This window comes from Bradyrhizobium sp. sGM-13 (assembly GCF_018398875.1).
Classification (GTDB): Bacteria; Pseudomonadota; Alphaproteobacteria; order Rhizobiales; family Xanthobacteraceae; genus Bradyrhizobium.
This window is the reverse complement of record NZ_JAGWDK010000013.1, coordinates 77654-99404: the sequence shown is the minus strand read 5'-3', so window position 1 is coordinate 99404 and position 21751 is coordinate 77654. Positions and strand designations below refer to the sequence as shown.

Genomic DNA, 21751 nt, shown 5'->3' with positions numbered 1-21751 from the left:
TCCGCTGTCTGCGAACGCAGGGACGCATAGCCACAGGATCGAGTTGTTAGAAGACGCTGGGGCGCCAGCGTTCGCAAACCTTGTCCTGTGGTTATGGGTCCCGGATCGGCGCTCGCTGTGCTCGCTTGTCCGGGACGACAGCGAGTTTTGCGAATTCAGATTTCATTGCGAGGCGAGGCTTGTACCGCCGTCGTCCCTGCGAACGCAGGGACCCATAACCACAGGATTGGGTTGTTGGAAGACGCTGAGGCGCCAGCGTTCGCAAAACTTTGCCCTGTGGTGATGGGGCCCGGATCGACGCTCGCTGTGCTCGCTTGTCCGGGACGACAGCGAGTTTGTGACGAGGCGCTGCGCAGCAGGCGCTAACATATGTGCAACTGCACAAATACAAGGCAGCGGTTCATCTCCGGGCACCGCGCGATAGAACCATAACCACGTAGAAATACGCGCCTTTTTGAGCCTACGGCTCGATTTCGGGTTGGCACATCGATTGCTTAATCCTGTCTCAGTCAATGACGACTGCCGTCCGTTCGGATTGCCAAGGCCAGCGTTGGCCGAAGGCGTTGGGATCAAGCGGCCTCGCGTGAGGCGCTGCGAGCAGTCTTCGGGACCACCTCACGACAGCTCGCGCATCCTTAAGTTCCTGTCGGGCATGACCCCGCGTCGTTCTGTGCCGTTCAAAGGCGGCGCGGGATCTGTCGCGCACGAGGACGGCAAGATTTTTCATTCAATCGGTGCACGGCTGCGCAGCATCCGGCGCGCTTCAACGTTGTCTCGAAAGGGGAACTGGAATGGCCTATCTCGCGCCTTCGGAATTCGTGACCAAGATGGTCGACGCCGGAGAATCCAAAATCTTCATGTCGACGCGCGATACGGTCATCCGCGCCTACATGGCAGGAGCGATCCTTGCGCTTGCCGCGGCGTTTGCGATCACCATCAATGTGCAGACCGGTGTGCCGATCGTCGGCGCCGCGCTGTTCCCGGTCGGCTTCTGCATGCTGTATCTGCTGGGTTTCGACCTGCTCACCGGCGTGTTCGTGCTGGCGCCGTTGGCGCTGATCGACAAGCGCCCTGGCGTGACGATTGGCGGCGTGCTGCGCAACTGGGGCCTCGTCTTCATCGGCAATTTCGCCGGCGCCTTCACGGTGGCCGTGATGATGGCGATCGTGTTTACCTTCGGCTGGTCGCAGCCGCCGGATAAGGTCGGCCAGGTGATCGGCACAATCGGCGAGAGCCGCACCGTCGGCTATGCCGATCATGGCGCGGCCGGCATGCTCACGCTGTTCGTCCGCGGCATGCTCTGCAACTGGATGGTATCGGCCGGCGTCGTCGGCGCGATGATCTCCACGCACGTCAGCGGCAAGGTGATCGCGATGTGGATGCCGATCATGCTGTTCTTCTTCATGACCTTCGAGCATTCCATCGTGAACATGTTCCTGTTCCCGTCCGGGCTCCTGCTCGGCGGCAAGTTCACCTGGTGGGATTACATCTTCTGGAACGAGATTCCGACCGTCATCGGCAACCTCGTCGGCGGCCTCGCCTTTACCGGGCTGACGCTGTACGCGACCCACGTCAAGACCGGTCCGTCGCGCAGCGCGTCGGCTGCGGCATCTTCGCGGCCGTCCTCGCGCATTGCCGCTTGATCTTAAGATGAGGATGGGCCTCTCCTCGCAAGGGGAGAGGCCCATCGTCGTGAAAGCCGGGAATGCCGCGCGAGCTGAAAATATCGGTTGGACAATTTTCCGATAAGGGCCTCAAGGAAACCAACCAGGATTTCCATGGCGTCCTGATCCCGGACGAGCCGCTGCTCAGCCTCAAGGGCATTTCCATCGTGCTGGCCGACGGCATCAGCACGAGCAAGGTCAGCCGGGTCGCCGCGGAATCGGCGGTCAAGGGCTTTTTGACCGACTATTACTGCACCTCGGAATCATGGTCGGTGCGCACCTCGGCGCAGCGCGTGCTGGAGGCGACCAATTCCTGGCTGCATTCGCAGACGCGCAGCCAGTATGCCTATGACAAGGACCGCGGTTACGTCTGTACGCTCTCCGCCATGGTCATCAAGTCGACCACGGCGCATCTCTTTCACATCGGCGATTCCCGAATCTATCGTCTCTCCGGCAACACGCTGGAGCAATTGACCAACGACCACCGCATCGTCATCTCCTCGCAGCAGAGCTATCTCGGCCGGGCGCTCGGCGTAAATCCGCAAATCGAGATCGACTACCAGATGCTGCGGCTCGAGCCGGGCGACGTCTTTGTGCTCGCGACCGATGGCATCTACGAGCATCTTAGCGCCCGTCGCATTGCAAAGGCGGTGAACGAGGGCGGCGCCGATCTCGATGCGGCCGCGAAGGGGATTGTCGACCAGGCCTTTGAAGCTGGCAGCAAGGATAATCTCACGGTCCAGATCGTGCGCGTTGATGAGGTGCCCGACGGCGCCGCCAGCGAAGTGTTCGCCCAGCCGCACGAACTGCCGCTGCCGCCGCTTCTGGAGGCGCGGGCGGTGTTCGACGGTTACCGAATCGTCCGCGAGCTGCACGGCTCCAGCCGCAGCCACATCTACCTTGCCGTCGATATCGAAACCGACGCGGTGGTCACCATCAAGATCCCGTCGATCGATTTGCGCGACGATCCCGCTTACCTGAAGCGGTTCATGATGGAGGAGTGGGTGGCGCGGCGGATCGACAGCCCGCATGTGCTGAAACCCTGCCTGCTGCAGCGCAAGCGCAACTTCCTCTATGTCGCGACCGAATACATCGACGGTCAGACGCTGACGCAATGGATGATCGACAATCCGAAACCGAGCCTGGAAACCGTGCGCGGCATCGTCGAGCAGATCGCCAAGGGGCTGCGCGCCTTCCATCGCAAAGAGATGCTGCACCAGGACGTCAGGCCCGACAACATCATGATCGATGCTACGGGTACCGTGAAGATCATCGATTTCGGTTCGACGAAAATCACGGGCGTGGTCGAGGCCGAGCCATCCGGCATCCGCAATGACATTCTCGGTACCCAGCAATACACCGCGCCCGAATATTTCCTCGGCGAGCCGGCGACGACGCGCTCGGACCTGTTTTCACTCGGCGTCATCACCTACCAGATGCTGACCGGAAAACTGCCCTACGGCGCGCAGATCGCAAAGGCGCGGACCAGGTCGCAATTCAACAGGCTGGTCTATCGCCCGGCGTCGCATGGCGATCGCGAGTTGCCGCAATGGATCGACGGCACGCTGGAAAAGGCGGTGCATCCCAATCCCTACAAGCGCTACGACAGTTTCTCGGAATTCTTGTTCGACCTGCGCCATCCCAATGCAAACTATCTGAGCACGTCGTCAACGCCGCTGATCGAGCGCAATCCGCTGCTGTTCTGGAAAACCACGACGGTCGTGCTGGCGCTCGCCGTGATCGTGCTGCTCGCCATGCAGCACGGGATGCATCGCTAGCTCCGCCGTCATGCTCCGCCAACGGGTCGCGCGAATGCGCGCCCGATGACAGGCTCCGGCGGGGCATCCAGTACGCCGTGTAGCTAGTTTTTTTTAAAATGTGCGCCGCGGCGTACTGGATCGCCCGGTCGAGCCGGGCGATGACGGGTCAATTCGCCGCGATCGAATCCACGTCGGTATCGAAGTGGATTTGCCTGCCGCCCCATCCGATAATTTCCTCTCTTCCTGCCGAGGCCGACGCCGATACTCTTTCAAAGATCCTTAACGGCACTTTACCTGACGAAAGCGAGATCGAGTGAGCGCGACAATCCGGCGTTTGCCTTTATGGCTCGAGAGCCCAACCGCGGCAGATCACTCTCCTCCCTTCATGAAGCGTTAGGGCTCGCTCCTGATGGTCGTTTGCAACCGGTAGGTGCGACGTCTAACTTTATCTTCGGGAGACGAATCGGGCGTACATCCCGCATGAAGGGTTGGCGACATGATGGAGACAGGTGATGTCGAAGGCCGGCTCTGCGGTGAGCTTGCCGCCTCAATCGCGCGCCATGTGACCCTGCATGGGCATAAGGGAGAGGCCTTCTATCACGAGACAACGTCGGACCGTGAAGCCGCGACGGTCGCGTTGACGAAGTTCGGGCTGCTCGCGCCCGTCCCGCGGGCGGATATGCCCGGTGAGATCTGGTATTGTGAGCACGCCTTGACGATGGACGCCGATGCGATGCCGGAATATCTGGCAGGGCGTGTCGGGAAAGATGACCCACGCTTTGCAGAATTGCTGCAAGCATGGCTGTGGGTCGTTTGTGATAGCGCATCGCCGATGTCAACGCGCCGCGAGCCGATTGACTGCCTGGAGATACATCGCAACGTCGCGCGGGCGCTCGCCGAAACGGGCTATCTCGAGCCGGTGGGCGCGCAGTATCGTTGGACAGACAAGATCGGTCCGGCGATGGTCGCCGCATACTTCTGGAACGAGAACTTCGAGTCGGTGGAGGAGATAGAACAGCGCGAGCTGGAAGCCGCATCCGATGAAATCGTGCGGACAATGCCTGACCTGGTCGTGGAGATCTTCAGGGACCACCCTCACAATCTGCTGGGCATGTGGGTTGTTCTCGGCAAACTTTGGAGGGATGGCATGTGGCGGCTGGATGCGCCATCGGAGAACGAGCATGACATCGACGTGCCAGGAGGAACCGTTCTCGCGGGGCGCGTGCTGGAAAAATTCAGGGCCAAATATGGCATCGCAGAGGAGCGCGGCACATGAGCGTTGCGGCAAGCCTTCCGGCTCTGGCCTGTATCTGCAGCCACCGGAAGGTGTCTGAAGGCATGGAGGGGTGGCCGCATGGTTGAGACAGATGGTATCGAAGGCCGGCTTTGCGGTGAGCTTGCCGCCTCGATCGTGCGTCACCTGACCAAGCATAGCCAGGATGGCCCTCCAAGACGCAAGGGCGCGACCTTCTATCACGACTCCATGACGGCGTTCGAAGAAGCGACGGCCACGTTGACGAAGTTCGGGCTGCTCGCGCCCGTCCCGCGGGCGGATAAGCCGGGCGAGACCTGGTACTGCCTGCACGCCTTGACGATGGATGCCGATGCGATGCCAGAATTTCTGGCAGGGCGGGTCAGGAAAGATGACCCACGCTTCGCAAAAATGCTGGAAGCCTATCTGGGGGTCGTTTGCGGATATGGCGACCCGCCGATGCCTACCGGCCGCGAGCCGTTTGACTGCCGGGAGATACATCGCAACGCCGCGCGAGCGCTTGCCGAAGCGGGTTATCTCGAGCCGGTGGGTGCGCAATATCGTTGGACCGACAAGATCGGTCCGACGATGGTCGCCGGCCATTTCTGGAACGAGGACTTCAAGTCGCTGGCGGAAATAGAAGAGCGCCAGCTCGAATCCGAATCCGACGAGATCGTGCGGACGATGCCTGACGAGATTGTAGAGATATTCAAGGATCACGCTGACGACCCCCTCTCCTTGACGGTCGTGCTGAATAATCTTTGGCGGGATGGTGCCTGGCAGCCAGACGCACTACTGCCGGAGGGCGGTTATCAGTGGATCGCCCCCTCGCCGGGAGGAGGCATCATCCTCGCGCGGCGCGTGCTGACAAAATTCAAGGCCAAATATGGGATCGGACAAACGCACGGCTCATAAGCGTTGCGGCAGGCGTTCCGACCGTGTTGGTACACTCGTTGCGAAGTCTGAGGAAGATGGCGGCATGACGATCATACTCGATCCGGAACGACGACGCTCCACGCATGTGGAAAGCGGTCTGGCGGTTCAATGGGTGCGCGATGAGCCTCCGATGGAGCGCAGGACGCACTTCAAGTTGATCGTCGGCGGTGCCGATGTGCCGTTTGAGGCGTCATATGATTTTGGCTATTACAAAATAAAGCAACAGTATCCAGACGCCGACGCGGTGGAGCTTTACCGACGGTGCAGCGAGCTTTGTGAAATGAATTATAGAGCGGTCAACATAAGGACCCACTTCGACAAAGAGGTATTCGTTCAGGTCTGGCAAAATCTCGTTCAGCAAGGAGTTAGCCCGTATCGCGTCTCGACGTACTACACGGAACTTGCTGGACCTGATCCGAGCACCCGCAAGGAGTGGAAGTGCGAAGGATGAGCGGCAATCCACTGAAGCGCGCCGGCACCATGAAGCGGGTGTGCCGTCGCATGGACCTGGCGCTCGTTGCTGCGGTCGCATTGAGGGTGTTGGGCGGCTTCTGCGTCGATCTCGCCCATGCCGACGAAGTGCCCAATCTGGGCCGGGCGGATTATCTCCACTTCTTGCTCGACATGACCCCGATCCGCATCAGCCTCGTCAACGATGTGGTCGGCAAAGCCAACTTCCCAGACCTCGTCGTGCCGCGAGCCTATGTGGTTTTCGTCAATCGTGCGCCACACAGTGGCCAAGGGCCGCTGCCGCCGCAACTGAGTTCGAACGAGGTCGAACTCGTGTTCGCTGACGGTAGCGGCGAGGCCTGGAGCGTGGCGGTGGCGGAGCGGGCGCGGCGAGACGGCCTTGACCGTACGACTGCCGGCCAGCGCATGCGCACCGAACAGACGTCGGTTCAGATCAGCCCCAGCACAAAGCCAAATGAAGCCTATGCCGCTGATGTACGTGCCAATGTTACGCGATCCGCGCCGAATCGGCAGGCCGACAGTTTTGAAGGCTTGGCGCATTACCGGGGCGTCTCCAGCTTCTCCTATTATGTCGGCGGATCCGACGACGAGTTTTTCTCAGCGCGCTGTCAGGGGACGCTGAACCCCGTGTTCCAGTGCAACTACACGATGTCGATCACCGAGGGTGTCGTGGCCTTTGCCACGTTTGTCGACTTCCGCCTCTATGGCGGCCGCGCCTATGCCAACCGTCGCCTGCGCTTTGCTCGCGAGGTGGCGTGCCGTTATCTCACCCGCTGCTGAGCGCACATCCGGAGACCGACCAGCTACCTGGGTTGCTGGTGTGATGCCAGACATGGACGATGAGCGAGCTTTTTCTTCTCGTGCCCGGACGCAGGTCAGCACGAGTGCTGCGAGCCGGGGCGCAAGCCTACTGTGCATGGGGTTGTTTTCGCGATTTTGTGTCCAGGCCCTGCGGTGCTTTAGTTCGTCGCGCCCGCCGGAATCGGGTCCAGCCCGCTCTTGACGATTTCGGGACGCGCGGCGGGTGAGGCTAGGAACTTGATCAGCGCCTTGCCGGCCTCGGGTTCTTTCGAGACGCTGGCGATCCCTGCGGAGAACACCGTGATCTTCTGCAACTCGTTCGGCAGCGGGCCGACGATCTCGATGCCTTCCACCGGCTTTAATTCGCTCATCTGCTGAAAGCCGATCTCGGCATCGCCGCGCGCGACGATCTCGCCGACCGGCGTTGCCGGGATTTTCCTGGCTTTGTCTTTCATGGCGTCGGTAATGCCGAGCTTGCCGAACATCTCGGTCGAGACATAGACGCCGCTGGCGCTGTCGGAATAGGCGACCGTCTTCACCGCCAGCAGGGCGCGCTTGACCGCATCCGCCGTAGAGATGTCGGGCTTCGGCGTGCCCGACTTAACGGCAACCCCGATCGGCGACTTGACGAGATCAACGCTGGAGCCGGCAGTCACTTTGCCTTTCTTGGCGAGATCGTCGAGCGCATAACCGACCATGATGAGGACGTCGGCCGGCTCGCCGCGCTCCAGCCGCACCGGGATAGCATTCGTGGTCGTGCCCATCGACGGCCCGTAAGCGGTCAGCACCTTGTGGCCGGTGCTGCGTTCGAATTCCGGAATCAGCGCCTTGTAGGCGGCCGACAGTCCGCCCGAGATCATCACGCGCACCTCGGCAGCCGTGGCTGTGACGGTCAGCAGGAACGCACTGAGAGTGGCGAGCGCGAGGGTGCGAAGTGTTTTTGAAAGCCGCATCATGAATTCCTCCCGGGACGACTCTTGAGCGGTCGATCTTGGCAAATGCTAGCGCGCGAGAGGGAGGACGGCTAGACCCGCCACTCCGTCATTGCGAGCGAAGCGAAGCAATCCATCTCTCGGCGCACGGGGAGCCAATGGATTGCTTCGTCGCTTTGCTCCTCGCAATGACGTGGAGAGAGCGGTGCGCCCCTCACGAATTCAAATGCACGAAGTCCCGCAGCAGCGGATAGATCTCGTTGTTCCAGCGCTTGCCGGAAAACACGCCGTAATGGCCGACGCCGGCCTGCATGTGGTGCACCTTGCGATAGGCGCGCACGCCGGTGCAGAGGTCCTGTGCCGCCAGCGTCTGGCCGATCGAACAGATATCGTCCCTCTCGCCTTCGACCGTCATCAGGCCCATGCGCCTGATCGCGGCCGGGTCGACCTTCCGGCCGCGATGCATCAGTTTGCCCTGCGGCAACAGATGGTCCTGAAACACGTCGCGCACGGTCTCGATATAGAATTCGGCGGGCAGGTCCATGACTGCAAAATATTCGTCGTAGAAGGTCTTGATGATAGCGGCTTTTTCCTTCTCGCCCCTGGCGAGATGATTGGCGAGGTCGACGTGCTGCTTGATGTGGCGTTCCAGATTCATCGATACGAAGGCGGTGAGCTGCACGAAGCCGGGATAGACTTTTCGGAACGCGCCCTTGCACTGCACCGGCACGTAATTGATCAGGTTCTTTTCGAACCAGTTGATCGGCTTGCTCTTGGCGAATTCATTGACCTTGGTCGGCTGGATCCGGGTGTCGATCGGCCCGGCCATCAGGGTTAGCGTCGCCGGGCGGGCGGGGTGATTATCCTCCGACATCACGGCAGCCGCAGCCAGCGCCGACACCGACGGCTGGCAGATCGCCACCATGTGCGCACGCGGACCGATCTTGTCCAGGAAGGTGATCAGGTGGTCGGTGTAATCCTCCAACCCGAACCGGCCGGCATGAAGCGGAATGTCGCGCGGATTGTGCCAGTCGGTGATGTAGACGTCGTGGTCCTGCAGCAACGTCTTCACGGTGCTGCGCAATAGCGTGGCGAAATGGCCGGACATCGGCGCCACCAGCAACAGTCGCGGCTGCTCCGGCGCGTTCTCCTTCTTGAAATGCAAGAGCGAGCCGAACGGGGTGGCGAAGGTGACTTCCTCGGTTACCTCCAGCTCCCGATTGCCGACCAGTACGCTGTCGATGCCATAGGCTGGCCGGTGATAGGTGAGCGTGGAGCGCGAGATCAGTTCGAGCGAAGCGGCCAGCCGGCCGAACAATTTGTCGGAGACGCCCTGCGGCACCAGGTTCAGATATCTGAGCGCCGCTGCCGCCCCGGTCCGCCATGGCGACGTCAGGTCCATGTGGTTCTGATAGGCCTGGTACATCATTGACATCATTCACATCAGCCCCTGTCGCGTGATGCCATGCAATATCGACGCCAGAGCCGGGCTGGCCGCCTCTGAAACTGGCACGTGGCTTGCTGTACAAATGCCCGACGCACAGGCATTGGGCGGCGGCGCGGTCGGCCGTCCTTGCCTGGCAAAGGCGTTTTGGGTTCGAGGGAAGGCCATATGGCGACGACCACACTGACCATATCCAGCAAGAATTACTCGTCCTGGTCGCTGCGCGGCTGGCTGCTGGCGAAGTTCTCAGGGCTTGAGTTCGAGGAGGTCATCACCGCTCCCGACGATGCCTCGGCGCGGGCCGAAATCCTGCTGCTGTCGTCGTCGATCCTGGTGCCGTGCCTGCGCCACGACGGCGCCACCATCTGGGATACGCTGGCGATCGCGGAATATCTCAACGAGGTTATGCCCGACGCCGGCCTGCTGCCGGCCGACCGGATCCGGCGCGCCCATTGCCGCTCGATCTGCGGTGAAATCCATTCCGGCTTCACCACCCTGCGTGCCTCGCTGCCGGTCAACCTGAAGGGCCATTTCCCGGGCTTCAAGATCTGGTCGCGCGCGCAGGCCGATATCGACCGGGTCTGCACCATCTGGCGCGAATGCCTTGCGGAATCAGGCGGGCCGTTCCTGTTCGGCGAGCGCACCATGGCGGACGCCATGTACGCGCCCGTCGTGACCCGTTTCATGACCTATGACGTCAAGCTCGAGCCCGAGCTCGCGGCCTACGCCAACACCATCATGGCGATACCAGAGATGCAGGAATGGATCGAGGCCGCCAAAGCCGAGCCGGCCGATATCGAGGAACTCGAGGTCGAATATTAGGCAGGCCTGGCGCGGCCATGCCCGTTTGGACGGCTCAGGCAACGGGCAGGCTTTGCTCAAGCCCGTGCCACCCGTGACCGGCGCAGCGCCCGGTCCCCTCACCGTTTTCGCAAGCTGCTGAAACCGGATTTCTGCCTCCGGCCAAGCTGTTCACTGAACCGATGCCGGCCAGATCGCTGCATCGCAACGCGACTGGCGTGGATTTCGCATGGCAGCATGCAGCCGTGAACGCGACGATGCGACGCTGCCGAAAATTTGGACGCTCTTCGCCTGTCGCGGTCCCGCCAACGCGAACCGTGGAGGCTTCGATGAACAAGCAGGCCGTCGTCAGTAAATTCTCTCACGTCAAACCCGGCGATACCGAGTTTAAGGGCGGAGGTCTGCGCGACTTCTTCCTGTATCGCGATCTCGGCATTGCCGATGCCACCGGCGGGCAGGTGATTTGCCATCTGGTCAAGGCCAACCCCGACTTGCCGCCTGAAGAGGGCACCGGCTGGCACAAGCACGAATGCGAATTCCAGATCGTGATCATGACCAAGGGTTGGGCGCGCTTCATGTATGAGGACAAGTCAACCCTGGTGCAGGCCGGCGATGTCGTGCACCAGCGACCCGGCATCACGCATTACCTGTACGATTACTCGAAGGACATGGAGTACCTCGAGATCGTCAGCCCCGCCGACTTCAAGACCGTCGACGTGCCTCCGGCGGTCGACAAGGTGCCGCCGCCCACGCCGTGGAGCTGACCGCCGTGTCGTCGCCTGAGGAATTAACCTTTGTCGTCGGCCGCTGGCTGCGGCCGATTGCTGTGGTGCTTTATGTGGTGCGCCGGCTGGGATGGCGCCCGACATTTAGCCGTGAACAGGAGCGTACGACGCCAAATCAGTGATTCGGGCGCGGTTCGTTCCGTAGCTGTTCCGAACCTTAAAGTTCCGCGCGCGTCCGTCGCATTTTGACGCAATCTGCGACGGGTCAGGGCCTTTCCGCGGCATTTTCAGATCTCGGCCGCGGCAGTCGCCAACCGACCACGGTGGCCTCTACCATGCCGCCGGTCCTGTCATTGCGCCATTGACCGTCGATCCATCGACAGGCGAACGGCAGTTGATAGGTTCCGCTGTGATCCTCGCAAAGAACTTCCACCGGCAGGTTCTGCGGCGGCTCCCCATTGCCGTCGAACTGCGCCAGTCGTTTTTCACGCGTTGCCATCAATCAATCTCCACTGCCGCACCCGGCAAACACACCGGTTTGAGGTGCGGCGAAATCCATCCACTGTTAACGGGATGAAGCACAACGCCTGAATGAGGTATCAGTATGGTATCTCTGGGGACGGGGCCCTGCTTCGCGCAAATTGCTGTGATAGACGTTCCCCTGCGTGAGATGCTTGTGGAACGAGGATTTTGATGATTGCTCCGATGCCCAGGATCATGATCGTCGCCATCGCGCTGCTGATGGCTTTGTTGCCGGCGAGCGTCCACGCGCAGGACGTTCCCGGCATCGAGATCTGCACCGTCGAAAGAACCATGGAGCGGCGCACCTCTTGCCTGCAGAGCAATGTCGACTTCCTGCAGAAGACGATCACAAAACTCACCACCGATCATCAGCAGAAAATTGATGCCAGCAACCGGCAGATCGAGGCGCTGAAGAGCGCGGTCATTGGCTTGCAGAAGCTGGTCGGCGAGTTGCAGGCGGCGCAGAACAAGGCGGCGGAGGATGCGAAGAAGACCGCTGCGCCCACGGCGAAGGATTCAGCGCCTGCTGCGAAGGATGCGGCGACGCCGAAAGACGGCACCAAGTAGGGCTGCCTCGCGGATTACGCCACGCGGTATTGCTCCATGACGGCCTTATCCGGTTCGTAACCAAGTCCCGGCCCCTGCGGCACCTCCACATTACCATTGGCATCGACGTCGATGCGGCCGCGCCACAAGCAGGCGGCGCGTTTCATGGAGAACACCTCGACAAAGCTCGAGTCGTCGCGCAGCGACATCAAGTGCAGCGTCGCCAGGAAGCCCGGGCCGAAATACGGTGAATGCGGTGCAAGCTTGACGCCGAATTCGTCGGCGAGGTCGACGACCCTGAGATACTCGGTGATGCCGCCGACCTTGATGACGGAGGGTTGCGCATGGCTTACCGCGCCCGCCTTCAGCATCTGCCTGAATTGATGAACCGTGCAGGCATTCTCTCCGGCCGCAACGTTAAGCCCGCCCTTGCTTCGCACGTCGGCCAGCGTTGCAAAATCTTCCGGCGGCCAGACCGGCTCCTCGAGGAACATCGGCGCTGCGTCGCGGCAGGAATGCGCGAAGGCGATCGCGGCCTCGCCATTCAGCGGACAGTTCAAGTCGACCATCAGCGGAATGCCGGCGCCGATCGCCTGCCGCGCGGCATATACCGCAGGCGTTGTGGTCTCGTGCAGCTTGATCGCCTTGTAGCCCTCCCGCAGCGCGGTCTCGCATTCACTTGCGATCAGCTCTGGCTTTCCGATCCGCAGCAGGCTCGCATAGGCAGGAATCCGAGTGCGCCTGGCTTCGCCGATCAGGCGGTGCAACGGCAGGCCCTTGACCTTTGCCGCGAGGTCCCACAGCGCAATATCCAGCGCTGAGATCGCAAACATGGTGATCCCATAGCGGCCGAACAGATGCAGGTTGCGCTGAATCTGTTCCATGAAGGCGGGAATGCCGGCCGCATCTGGGACTTCCTGTCCCCGCGCCTGCGGCGCAATCATTTCGTCGATGGCGGCGTAGCTGGTTCGCGGGCAGACATAGGCAAAGGCATCGCCCCAGCCGGTGACGCCGGCGTCGGTCGAAACTTCCACCATGACGATTTCCAGCGCCGAGATGGCGGACGCGCCCTGCTTGAAACTCGCGACACCGGCGTCATAGGGAATACGGATATGGTGCGCCCGGACATTGGTGATCAGCATGGTACCCTCCGAAAGCGTTCCCTACCTTGTCAGTGGCACGATCGGAGAGCAAGGACTGTCAAATGAAGCGCGGCGGAACCGCCGATAATGCCAACGCTTCGCATGAGAGCTGTCCGTCATGAATCCAGCCCAGAAGGCGCTCTGGTACATCGAAAGCCATCTCGCCGAGCCGCTGACGCTCGATGAGATCGCGGGCATTGCCGGTGTCTCGCGTTTCCATCTGGTGCGGGCGTTTGCCGCCGCGACCGGCCTTTCGGTGATGCGCTATGTGCGCGCCCGCAGGCTGACCAAGGCGGCGCAGGCGCTGGCCGCCGGCGCGCCCGACATCCTCAGCCTCGCGCTGGATGCGGACTACAGTTCTCACGAAGCGTTCACCCGTGCGTTCCGCGACCATTTCGGCACAACGCCCGAAGCGGTCCGCGCCACAACGTGCCTTGATCATCTCAGGCTTCAGGAGCCCATCATGATGGATTCAACCCTGCTCGATACTCTCAAGCCGCCGCGTTTCGAAGCTTCTAAGCCGTTGCTGATCGCCGGCATCAGCGAACGCTGCACGCATGAGAACGGCGGCGCCGGCATTCCGAACCAGTGGCAGAAGTTTCACCAAACTGTCGATGACATCCCGAACCGGGTCGGCAACGTGGCCTACGGCGTCTGCTGCAATGGCGACGATTCCGGCTTCGATTACATCGCCGGCGTCGAAGTCGCCGACTTCTCCGACCTGCCGCGCGAGTTCGCCCGCGTGCGCATTCCGGAACAGAAGTATGCGGTGTTTACCCACACGGACCACATCTCGACCATTCGCCGCACCGTCAACACCATCTGGAATCACTGGCTGCCGGCATCCGGCGTGAAGGCGGCAGATGCGCCGAGCTTCGAGCGCTACGACGAGAATTTCGACCCCGCCACCGGCAATGGCGGGCTGGAGATCTGGATTCCGGTCAAGGAGTAGCGTCTCCGCAATGCTGCCCTGCGCCGCTTCGTTGCCCGTGATTGCTTGGCAAGCCAAACCGACTTTGCCATAACAGCCGCAACGAATTGTTGCGCGTGCGGGGCCGAGCCAGAAATCCGCCTGCAGCCAAAAGCAAGCCGGGAGGATTCATGGCCGATATCCGCGTTCTCGCCACCGATCTGGAGTTTCCGGAAGGCCCGGTTGTCATGCCGGACGGATCGGTGGTGCTGGTCGAAATCCGCGGCAAGCGGCTGACGCGGGTTTATCCTGATGGGCGCAAGGAGGTCGTCGCGCAAATTCCCGGTGGCCCCAATGGCGCAGCGCTCGGCCCCGACGGCAAGATGTACATCTGCAACAATGGCGGCTTTAGCTGGATTCCGACCGGCAAGATGATCATGCCGGGGCCGCAGCCCGATGATTATCAGGGCGGCTCGATCCAGCGCGTGGATCTGCAGAGCGGCAAGATCGAGACCGTCGTCACCAAATGCGGTGAGCACGCCCTGCGGGGCCCCAACGACCTCGTGTTCGATAGGCACGGCGGCCTCTGGTTCTCCGATCTCGGCAAGCGTCGCGCCCGCGAGATGGATGTCGGCGCGTTCTATTATCTCAAGCCGGGCATGACGGAGATCGTCGAGGCCGTGCACGGTGTGCTGCCCGCCAATGGCATCGGCCTGTCGCCGGACGAGAAGACCGTGTACCTCGCGGAGACGCCGACCGCGCGGCTGTGGGCCTATGAAATCTCCGAGCCCGGCACCATCAAGCCGCGCGATGTGATCTATCGCGGCGAGCGCGGCAAGCCGATCGCGGGGCTCGGCGGCTACCAGATGTTCGACTCGATGGCGGTAGAAGCAAACGGCAATGTCTGCGTGGCGACGCTGGTGTCGGGCTGCATCTCGGTGATCGCGCCCGATGGCACCCTGGTCGAGCAGGTGCCGACCGGTGACCGCGTCACCACCAACATCGCATTCGGCGGGCCGGAGCTAAAGACGGCGTACATCACGCTGTCTGGCAAAGGCGAATTGATTGCGATGGACTGGGCGCGGGCGGGACTGGCGCTGAATTTCTTGAACAAATGACGATTGCGCGACAACGCAATCGTCATTCCGGGATCGTCCGTAGGACCAGACCCGGAACCTCGAGATTCCGGGTCTGGTGCTAGCGCACCATCTCGGAATGACGGGGAGGATGGATCGCGACCGCTCCACAATGAGTGCGTGACAACGGAGTTTTTGAATGGCCTTTCTTGAACCTGTTACCCTTCGCGGCGAGCACGCGCGGCTGGAGCCGTTGTCGCACGATCACGTCGACGGCCTGGTGGAAGCGGTAAAAGACGGCGAGCTGTGGAAGCTCTGGTACACCGCCATTCCGACCGCCGAAAACATGAAAAAAGAAATCGATCGCCGTCTCGGCCTGTTCGCGGCGGGATCGATGCTGCCGTTCACGGTCTGTGACGCCGAGGGCAAGATCGCGGGCATGACGACCTATATGAACGTCGATGCCGCCAACCGTCGCGTCGAGATCGGCTCGACCTGGTACGCCAAGCGCGTGCAGCGCAGCGCGCTCAATACGCAGTGCAAATTGCTGCTGCTGACGCACGCGTTCGAGAAGTTGAATTGCATTGCAGTGGAGTTCCGCACCCATTTCTTCAATCACCAGAGCCGGCGCGGCATCGAGCGCCTGGGCGCCAAGCTGGACGGCATCCTGCGCAGCCATCAGATCGCGCCGAACGGGACATTGCGCGATACCGTGGTTTACAGCATCATTGCCAGCGAATGGCCGACGGTGAAGGCGCATCTCACCTATCAACTCAACGATAAGCCGCGGTAACCAAGCCGCGCCAGAAAAGAGACGATGGAAACGTTCGATTATGTGATTATCGGCGCGGGCTCCGCAGGCAGCGTGCTCGCCAACCGGCTCAGTGAGGATCCTTCCAGCCGCGTCTGCGTGCTCGAAGCGGGTGGCAAGGACTGGCATCCCTACATCCATCTGCCCGCCGGCTTCATCAAGACGTTCCACATGAAGAGCGTCAACTGGGCCTATCAGCAGGAACCGGGGCCATGGACCGGCGGGCGCAGCATCTACGCGCCGCGCGGCAAGACGCTGGGCGGCTCGTCGTCCATCAATGGCCATATCTACAACCGCGGCCAGCGCCAGGATTTCGATACCTGGGCGCAGCTCGGCAATCGCGGCTGGGGCTATCCGGACGTGCTGCCCTATTTCAAGCGGCTGGAGTGCCGCGTCGGCGAATGCGACGAGACCTATCGCGGCCGCGAAGGCAGCCTCACCGTCACCACGATGGATTGGCAGGATCCGCTGTGCGAGGCCTTCATGGAAGGCGCTGTCAGCCTCGGCATTCCCAAAAATCCCGATTACAACGGCGCGATCCAGGAGGGCGTCTCCTACTGCCAGCGCACCATCCAGAATGGTCTGCGCATGAGCGCCGCGAAGGCGTTCTTGCATCCGGCGCGGAAGCGGCCGAATGTCGATGTGCGCACGCACGCGCATGTCACCAACCTCATCTTCAAAGGCAAGCGGGTGGTCGGCGTGCGTTATCTCCGGGGCGGCAGGGGCGGCACGCCCGTCGAGGTGCGCGCCAACAAGGAAGTCATTCTTTGCGGCGGCGCTTATAACTCGCCGCAGGTGCTGCAATTGTCCGGCATCGGCTCGCCGGAGTTGTTGCAATCGCATGGCATCGAGGTCCGTCACGCGCTGCCGGGCGTCGGCGAAGGCCTGCAGGATCACTATGCGCCGCGCTCGGTCGCTCGCGTCAAGAACATCAAGACCATCAATGAACTCAGGCGCGGTTTGAGCCTGTGGGTCGAGGCGTTGAAATGGGCGACGACAAGGCGCGGCCTGCTGTCGCTGTCGCCCACCATGGTCTATTGCTTCTGGCACTCCGGCGAGACCACCGAAAGCTCCGACCTGCAGCTCACCTTTACGCCGGCGAGCTACAAGGAAGGCGTGCAGGGCCAGCTCGAGGACGAGCCCGGCATGACGGTCGCCTCCTGGCAGCAGCGCCCGGAGAGCCGCGGCTATGTCCGCATCCGCTCCGCCGATCCGTTCGCGCCGCCGATCATCCAGACCAATTATCTGGTGGAAGAGATCGATCGCCGCGTCGTCGTCGCCGGCATGAAACTGGCGCGCCGGCTGCTCGCGTCCAAACCGCTCGCGCCATATTACGCCTATGAGGATTTCCCCGGACCCAAGGTGCAGAGCGACGACGAATTCCTGGCGGCCGCCACCGAGCGCGGCACCACCACGTTTCATCCCGGCTGCACCTGCCGCATGGGCCCGGCGGATGCCAAATGGGCCGTGGTCGACGATCAGTTGCGCGTGCACGGACTGCAGGGCCTGCGCGTCGTCGACGCCTCGATCATGCCGCGTATGATCTCCGCCAATCTCAACGCCTCGACCATGATGATCGCCGACAAGGCCTCCGACATGATCCGCGGCAAGACCGCGCTGGAAGCCGTCAGATTCCCGGTGTCGGCCTAGCATTGGCACGAGGAGCATGGCGTTCGCGATCAAGGCCGAGGTTTCCGATCTGCGGCCGAAGACGTTCGCATTCACCGCGCAAAAGACCATGTACGGCGGCAAGCGTATCGCCGAAGGCGATATGGTTTTCGTGTTCGCGAGCGAGAACGAGGGCGGGCAGGGCCTTATCGCGCGCGGCGTTGTTATTTCAGCCGAAGCGATCGCCAGGAAGCGCGGCATCATCAGGCAAACACCGCGCGTGAGCGTCACCATCAGACGCACCGCGCTCGCGAAGCGGCCGCTGGGCCGGAGCGAACTCAAGCATTTCACCGACTGGAATGACGGCCAGCCCGGGACCGAGCTCAATTTCAAGTTCTATCGTCAGGCAACGAACAAGATCGCCGGCATCTCGGACGAAGCGGCCGCGTTCCTCGACGAATTCTTTTAGGGGCGTGGACTCATAAGGGCGTAGATGTCCGCTTCTGAGAGAAGCGGACAGCTTACGATCAGTTGGAGTATTGCCGCTCGTGGCCCAACTCGGTCATCGAGGGCAGCAAATGTCAGGGATGGCGGCACGGAGGCTCGGCTGGCTTGTCGCCCTCCTGGGCGCAACCTGCCGGACTGCCATAGTTCGTTCGCGCTACGTCCAGTAAAAAGTAAGAGAAGGCGCACGGATGCGTTTCGGCTTTTTCTAACCAGCTATGGCTTGAGGTTCAAACGAGCGGCTAATCGGGGAGGGATGGACCCGGGAGACAAGACGAGATTGGTGACGAGCCGACGCTCGCGCCAAGGCATTTAGGGCTAGCGCCAGACCAAAGTTTCAAAGCCGCGATCGCCCTTCGCAATAAGTTCCGGCGGCTCCAAGCGATGCTCACGGGCCATCGCTTTCGCCGCGGCAAATTGCGCGTAGAACGCGCGCTTGGGGAGGATACAGTGAATTATTGAATGTGACCCAGGGCGGGTCACAAGGACATGACGATTGGCATAAGCCGTTCGGCGACGCGCGCGAGCAGCGGCTCGACCAGATGCTGACGCAGCCGTTCCGAGAAGACGACCGCAGCTACCCACTTCGGGCTTGGAAGCCTGGCGCATGATCCTGTCCGCTCTCATGGGGCGCATTCGCAACGAGGAGGACATCGCCATGACGCCCACACGTTTCGTTTCGACTGCCAGCGTGCTGGCGGCAATCTGGCTCGTGACCGGAGCCGCGACAGTGCGCGCCCAGGACAGTGCGCTGCCGGCCGGCTTCAAGACCCAGCCGTTGCTGAAGACAGGTCAAACCCGAGACAAGCAGCCGATTGTTTATCCGAAGACAGACAAGCCAGAAATGATCTCCGTTATTGGGACCATCGAGCCCGGTGGCCGCACGCCACTGCATGAGCACCCGGTACCGACCTACGTCTATGTCCTCGAGGGCGAGGTGGAGTTGCAGAGTCACGGCGGACAACCGTATCAATATAAAACCGGCGAAGCCTACATCGAGGCTCTCAATCACCAACACCAGCTTTTCAATAAGGGCAATGTTCCGGCTAAGGTCCTGGTGGTCTTCGTCGGCGAGGAGGGTAAACCCACAACCATCGCGGCGAAATAGCCGCCGGTCCTAGCGCCAGTCGGCACGCCCGCTATCTAAAGAAGCCCGCGCCGCCGCGCTGATCAGGGTCAACGTCGTGGCCGCGGATTGACATTTCTCTCTACGGGAGATCGCCCGGCGCGCACAGCTTGGCTTTACGGACCTCGTCATGAAGCTTATTGCGCATCGTGGATGGTCCGCAGGTCCGGGTGAAAACTCGCTCGCGGCGTTCGCACGTGCCGCCCGTGACGGCAGAATATCTGGCGTCGAATTCGACGTCTGCCTTGCAGCGGATTCCGACACATTGGTGGTGTCACACGACCCGCCGCTTCATGTCGAGAATGCGCTTACCCTCGATGCGGCACTGTCGCTTCTTTCACCAACTGACCTTGAACTGTTCGTGGAGGTGAAGGAGACGGGACTTGTCTCTGGAGTCATCGAGAGGCTGGTTGCTAGCGACGTGGCCCGTCGCTCGGTCGTATTTGCCTTTGCCGCCGTCGCGAGATCCTTTCCGTGGGAGGGTGCGCGACCGGTGCGCCTGGGCATCATCGTCATGTACCCGTGGAACCTGAATCGTGCGGTGCGCAGGTATGCGCCGGATGTCCTCCTGCTCGGCTGGGACGCACGCACTTGGACACGAGTCGCTTTTCGCGCCTGGTGGTCCGTTTTCTCTCTTGAGCAGCTTGTGCGACGCCACCACGTGCCGGTTGTGGTAGGAATCGTGCAACGCATGGACGACCTTCATTGGCTCTCACGGCAGCGCCTCTACAGGGCGGTTGCCGACGTCGACAGTACTATCGGCCGCAGCACCATGCCTGATTAGGCCGCGCAAACCCGTTCGTGGCCCGTGAAGTTATGACAGATCGGCCTAATCTGGCGTGGCGGACCGGCTGTTTCGGTGATGTCGCCTTTTCGCCCCTTCGAGACATGCCGACCGGCCCCGAAAACATCTACTAGTCGGGGAAGAGCGGAAGTGATTGGCCTTCGATTCGAATGTCGCTAATGACCCTCAACGGACTTTCGCTCGCATCTGCTGAGTTCAGGAAAGGTTCTGGAATTGCCAATCTCTGCCATGCGCGGCCGGGTGCTGGCTTGATTTGATCCCTATTGGCCTAGTTTGAAATTTCGGGTGGCCTAGTATGGATGATTGCCAGAATGGAGTAACCTAAGCTTGGGGCCGACGGTTAACTTACGGCGGAGCCACTTGTCATGACGCCTCTCAATAGAAACATACTGATCGCTGCCGTGGTGGTTATTCTTGCTGGAGTGCTCATTTATATTTACGGCGGATTCGATACGACTACGACAACGCCCTCGCCGCCTGCAACGCCGCCCGCGCCAACACAGAAGTAGCCGTCGAAGCGACGATCACGATGGGCAACGTCTGTTCTCGCGGCAGAACGAAGTGCCGGAGATAGGCTGCAAGTTCAGCTAATGCTCCCGCGGTGGAAATGCCGATCCGTCCGATTGGGTGTGCTTGCCGGGGTAGACCGGACATGGCCAAGTAAACCGCCACTTCCGCTCAACTGACAATAGCCTGAAATTTTCGAACCAAGCCGGCTCCGCTGACGTTCGAAAATTACTGGCACGCAACGAATTCCGCACCTCGTGAACATAAAACATTTGACGCGTCGAATTTTCTCTGCGCTTAGATCATGACATTCGTCGCGGGTGAAATTGCCTGCACTCTTGAGGACCGCAATGCGTAACGCGCGCACACACATCGCAGAGACTGCCGCCCGCGTCCGGCCGCTTATTCGGCTGGCCGATTGGTCGTGCATGCCCGTGATGACGCGGGGTCCGAATTTTCAGCTCGAAGCGGGGCTGATCCGCAAAGCAAGAGTGTAACTCTCGGCGCAGGGCCGCTCCCTCCGCCGAACCGGCAGGAGGGCAAGATGAACGCCCGCAACGACGTCAAGAAACCATGCGATCAGAGCTTGGGCGCGAGGCCTGTGCTAGCAGCGGCTCAACGGCGATTTGCCGCGCGGGTTGATTTTCTCGTGGCTCGCTGGCTCGAGCGGTGCGCCACAAACGCCGAGGCCGCACAACGGTTGTTGGGGACCGATCCGAAGCCCACACGTGAGTTCGGGATGGGCGTGAGCCTTGTCGTTTCATCTCCACGTTGGGATGAGTCCCCATGACGGGGCCAGGCGACGGTGTGGGGATAGCTTCAAGGCATCGAGAGGCTGCCCGCATGGCAGCCTCTGTTACTCTATTGCCGATCACCTCCGGACTTCCCAGTGTGACTCTAAGCCGAACAACGGAGGCCCGTCGTCAATGTCGGCTTGGCATCGCCATCGGATGGATTGGGCGCGACACTGGCGTTCGGCTATCGCGCCATAGACCCAATAAGGGTCGAGGTTCCCGCGTGTCTCATATCTGCCGCACTGCAGACCTATCGCTCGAACCTGTCTGATCTGCCGCACTGTAGACGTATTCCGACGGTCATGCTCACGGCGGGTCTGAGGGGAACGCGAAGCAGTCTACTGCCTCGTTTCTTCTAACCTAGAGGAAAAGTACCGTGATGAAGATTGTGATTGTTGCCGGTGCAACGCTTGCCGTGGTGACTGCCGCTGGTGCTGCCGACATTCCGCGCCGACAGCCCGTCTATCAGACGGCCCAAATCGGCAAGATGCCGATCGGCAAGACCCCAATCGGGAAGACGCCAATCGGCAAGACGCCTGTCGCACCGCCGCGGCCCTATGCGCGGTATTGACTTAAGGTCTCGCTGAATCTGACCTTTATCGTCGACAGTTGAA

Annotated in this window: 22 protein-coding genes; 18 read left to right on the top strand and 4 right to left on the bottom strand. The window is 61.3% G+C overall.

Features of this window, described 5'->3' with window-relative positions; translation table 11 throughout:
• Positions 1-791: 791 nt before the first annotated feature.
• The 7 genes from KJQ96_RS21125 to KJQ96_RS21095 all read left to right on the top strand — a co-directional run bounded on the left by KJQ96_RS21125 (position 792) and on the right by KJQ96_RS21095 (position 6863).
• Positions 792-1643 (top strand): formate/nitrite transporter family protein, encoded by an 852-nt coding sequence (locus KJQ96_RS21125; protein WP_213288467.1) that lies wholly within the window; start codon positions 792-794, stop codon positions 1641-1643.
• A gap of 62 nt (positions 1644-1705) precedes the next feature.
• Positions 1706-3442, top strand: a complete 1737-nt coding sequence (locus tag KJQ96_RS21120) for a bifunctional protein-serine/threonine kinase/phosphatase (protein ID WP_213288466.1) — start codon at positions 1706-1708, stop codon at positions 3440-3442.
• Positions 3443-3582: 140 nt separating this feature from the next.
• Positions 3583-3741: a hypothetical protein gene (locus KJQ96_RS21115; protein ID WP_213288465.1), complete on the top strand. Its 159-nt coding sequence runs from the start codon at positions 3583-3585 to the stop codon at positions 3739-3741.
• Positions 3742-3920: 179 nt separating this feature from the next.
• Positions 3921-4700, top strand: coding sequence for a hypothetical protein (locus KJQ96_RS21110; protein ID WP_213288464.1), 780 nt, complete (start codon positions 3921-3923; stop codon positions 4698-4700).
• Positions 4701-4778: 78 nt separating this feature from the next.
• A complete protein-coding gene (locus KJQ96_RS21105) occupies positions 4779-5591 on the top strand; it encodes a hypothetical protein (protein WP_213288463.1) in 813 nt (270 codons plus the stop codon).
• 64 nt (positions 5592-5655) lie between these two features.
• On the top strand, positions 5656-6063 hold the full coding sequence (locus tag KJQ96_RS21100; RefSeq protein WP_213288462.1) for a hypothetical protein: 408 nt from the start codon (positions 5656-5658) through the stop codon (positions 6061-6063).
• Entirely contained in the window at positions 6060-6863 is an 804-nt protein-coding gene (locus KJQ96_RS21095) for a hypothetical protein (protein WP_213288461.1), read from the top strand. The genes KJQ96_RS21100 and KJQ96_RS21095 overlap by 4 nt, the downstream gene beginning before the upstream one ends.
• A 179-nt stretch (positions 6864-7042) precedes the next feature.
• Here KJQ96_RS21095 and KJQ96_RS21090 read toward each other — a convergent pair whose 3' ends face one another.
• Positions 7043-7837: an extracellular solute-binding protein gene (locus KJQ96_RS21090; RefSeq protein ID WP_213288535.1), complete on the bottom strand. Its 795-nt coding sequence runs from the start codon at positions 7835-7837 to the stop codon at positions 7043-7045.
• Between the two features lie 193 nt (positions 7838-8030).
• Complete coding sequence (locus KJQ96_RS21085; protein WP_213288460.1) at positions 8031-9254, bottom strand: polyhydroxyalkanoate depolymerase; 1224 nt, start codon at positions 9252-9254, stop codon at positions 8031-8033.
• Between the two features lie 174 nt (positions 9255-9428).
• Here KJQ96_RS21085 and KJQ96_RS21080 point away from each other — a divergent pair, with 174 nt between their 5' ends.
• Positions 9429-10082 (top strand): glutathione S-transferase family protein, encoded by a 654-nt coding sequence (locus KJQ96_RS21080; protein WP_213288459.1) that lies wholly within the window; start codon positions 9429-9431, stop codon positions 10080-10082.
• Positions 10083-10390: 308 nt separating this feature from the next.
• Positions 10391-10825, top strand: coding sequence for a cupin domain-containing protein (locus KJQ96_RS21075; RefSeq protein ID WP_213288458.1), 435 nt, complete (start codon positions 10391-10393; stop codon positions 10823-10825).
• A 226-nt stretch (positions 10826-11051) separates the two neighbouring features.
• On the opposite strand, the gene KJQ96_RS21070 is transcribed toward KJQ96_RS21075, so the two are convergent.
• Positions 11052-11285, bottom strand: coding sequence for a hypothetical protein (locus KJQ96_RS21070; RefSeq protein ID WP_213288457.1), 234 nt, complete (start codon positions 11283-11285; stop codon positions 11052-11054).
• Between the two features lie 206 nt (positions 11286-11491).
• Here KJQ96_RS21070 and KJQ96_RS21065 point away from each other — a divergent pair, with 206 nt between their 5' ends.
• Positions 11492-11875 carry a hypothetical protein gene (locus tag KJQ96_RS21065; protein ID WP_375293192.1) on the top strand — a complete coding sequence of 128 codons (384 nt, stop codon included), beginning with the start codon at positions 11492-11494 and terminating at the stop codon, positions 11873-11875.
• Between the two features lie 14 nt (positions 11876-11889).
• On the opposite strand, the gene KJQ96_RS21060 is transcribed toward KJQ96_RS21065, so the two are convergent.
• Positions 11890-12996, bottom strand: coding sequence for a mandelate racemase/muconate lactonizing enzyme family protein (locus KJQ96_RS21060; RefSeq protein WP_213288456.1), 1107 nt, complete (start codon positions 12994-12996; stop codon positions 11890-11892).
• Between the two features lie 118 nt (positions 12997-13114).
• Between KJQ96_RS21060 and KJQ96_RS21055 the strand changes: the two genes are divergently transcribed.
• From KJQ96_RS21055 to KJQ96_RS21020, 8 genes are all read left to right on the top strand, one after another.
• Positions 13115-13948, top strand: a complete 834-nt coding sequence (locus KJQ96_RS21055; protein ID WP_213288455.1) for an AraC family transcriptional regulator — start codon at positions 13115-13117, stop codon at positions 13946-13948.
• Between the two features lie 149 nt (positions 13949-14097).
• A complete protein-coding gene (locus KJQ96_RS21050; RefSeq protein ID WP_213288454.1) occupies positions 14098-15024 on the top strand; it encodes an SMP-30/gluconolactonase/LRE family protein in 927 nt (308 codons plus the stop codon).
• 157 nt (positions 15025-15181) lie between these two features.
• Positions 15182-15775, top strand: coding sequence for a GNAT family N-acetyltransferase (locus tag KJQ96_RS21045; protein ID WP_213288453.1), 594 nt, complete (start codon positions 15182-15184; stop codon positions 15773-15775).
• A 24-nt stretch (positions 15776-15799) separates the two neighbouring features.
• Positions 15800-17443, top strand: a complete 1644-nt coding sequence (locus KJQ96_RS21040; protein WP_213288452.1) for a GMC family oxidoreductase — start codon at positions 15800-15802, stop codon at positions 17441-17443.
• 16 nt (positions 17444-17459) lie between these two features.
• Complete coding sequence (locus KJQ96_RS21035) at positions 17460-17870, top strand: hypothetical protein (RefSeq protein WP_213288451.1); 411 nt, start codon at positions 17460-17462, stop codon at positions 17868-17870.
• A gap of 642 nt (positions 17871-18512) precedes the next feature.
• Positions 18513-19013: a cupin domain-containing protein gene (locus KJQ96_RS21030; RefSeq protein WP_213288450.1), complete on the top strand. Its 501-nt coding sequence runs from the start codon at positions 18513-18515 to the stop codon at positions 19011-19013.
• Positions 19014-19161: 148 nt separating this feature from the next.
• A complete protein-coding gene (locus KJQ96_RS21025; RefSeq protein ID WP_213288449.1) occupies positions 19162-19815 on the top strand; it encodes a glycerophosphodiester phosphodiesterase in 654 nt (217 codons plus the stop codon).
• A gap of 1701 nt (positions 19816-21516) precedes the next feature.
• On the top strand, positions 21517-21708 hold the full coding sequence (locus KJQ96_RS21020; protein WP_249734296.1) for a hypothetical protein: 192 nt from the start codon (positions 21517-21519) through the stop codon (positions 21706-21708).
• Positions 21709-21751 lie beyond the last annotated feature (43 nt).

Bases quoted from the DNA above. Each gene is read 5' to 3' on its own strand.
- KJQ96_RS21065 (WP_375293192.1), top strand. From the start codon at position 11,492: ATGCCCAGGATCATGATCGTCGCCATCGCGCTGCTGATGGCTTTGTTG.
- KJQ96_RS21105 (WP_213288463.1), top strand. From the start codon at position 4,779: ATGGTTGAGACAGATGGTATCGAAGGCCGGCTTTGCGGTGAGCTTGCC.
- KJQ96_RS21075 (WP_213288458.1), top strand. From the start codon at position 10,391: ATGAACAAGCAGGCCGTCGTCAGTAAATTCTCTCACGTCAAACCCGGC.
- KJQ96_RS21090 (WP_213288535.1), bottom strand. From the start codon at position 7,837: ATGCGGCTTTCAAAAACACTTCGCACCCTCGCGCTCGCCACTCTCAGT.
- KJQ96_RS21050 (WP_213288454.1), top strand. From the start codon at position 14,098: ATGGCCGATATCCGCGTTCTCGCCACCGATCTGGAGTTTCCGGAAGGC.
- KJQ96_RS21110 (WP_213288464.1), top strand. From the start codon at position 3,921: ATGATGGAGACAGGTGATGTCGAAGGCCGGCTCTGCGGTGAGCTTGCC.
- KJQ96_RS21095 (WP_213288461.1), top strand. From the start codon at position 6,060: ATGAGCGGCAATCCACTGAAGCGCGCCGGCACCATGAAGCGGGTGTGC.
- KJQ96_RS21080 (WP_213288459.1), top strand. From the start codon at position 9,429: ATGGCGACGACCACACTGACCATATCCAGCAAGAATTACTCGTCCTGG.
- KJQ96_RS21040 (WP_213288452.1), top strand. From the start codon at position 15,800: ATGGAAACGTTCGATTATGTGATTATCGGCGCGGGCTCCGCAGGCAGC.
- KJQ96_RS21115 (WP_213288465.1), top strand. From the start codon at position 3,583: ATGACGGGTCAATTCGCCGCGATCGAATCCACGTCGGTATCGAAGTGG.
- KJQ96_RS21055 (WP_213288455.1), top strand. From the start codon at position 13,115: ATGAATCCAGCCCAGAAGGCGCTCTGGTACATCGAAAGCCATCTCGCC.
- KJQ96_RS21070 (WP_213288457.1), bottom strand. From the start codon at position 11,285: ATGGCAACGCGTGAAAAACGACTGGCGCAGTTCGACGGCAATGGGGAG.
- KJQ96_RS21085 (WP_213288460.1), bottom strand. From the start codon at position 9,254: ATGATGTCAATGATGTACCAGGCCTATCAGAACCACATGGACCTGACG.
- KJQ96_RS21120 (WP_213288466.1), top strand. From the start codon at position 1,706: ATGCCGCGCGAGCTGAAAATATCGGTTGGACAATTTTCCGATAAGGGC.
- KJQ96_RS21060 (WP_213288456.1), bottom strand. From the start codon at position 12,996: ATGCTGATCACCAATGTCCGGGCGCACCATATCCGTATTCCCTATGAC.
- KJQ96_RS21035 (WP_213288451.1), top strand. From the start codon at position 17,460: ATGGCGTTCGCGATCAAGGCCGAGGTTTCCGATCTGCGGCCGAAGACG.
- KJQ96_RS21125 (WP_213288467.1), top strand. From the start codon at position 792: ATGGCCTATCTCGCGCCTTCGGAATTCGTGACCAAGATGGTCGACGCC.
- KJQ96_RS21045 (WP_213288453.1), top strand. From the start codon at position 15,182: ATGGCCTTTCTTGAACCTGTTACCCTTCGCGGCGAGCACGCGCGGCTG.
- KJQ96_RS21020 (WP_249734296.1), top strand. From the start codon at position 21,517: ATGAAGATTGTGATTGTTGCCGGTGCAACGCTTGCCGTGGTGACTGCC.
- KJQ96_RS21100 (WP_213288462.1), top strand. From the start codon at position 5,656: ATGACGATCATACTCGATCCGGAACGACGACGCTCCACGCATGTGGAA.
- KJQ96_RS21030 (WP_213288450.1), top strand. From the start codon at position 18,513: ATGATCCTGTCCGCTCTCATGGGGCGCATTCGCAACGAGGAGGACATC.
- KJQ96_RS21025 (WP_213288449.1), top strand. From the start codon at position 19,162: ATGAAGCTTATTGCGCATCGTGGATGGTCCGCAGGTCCGGGTGAAAAC.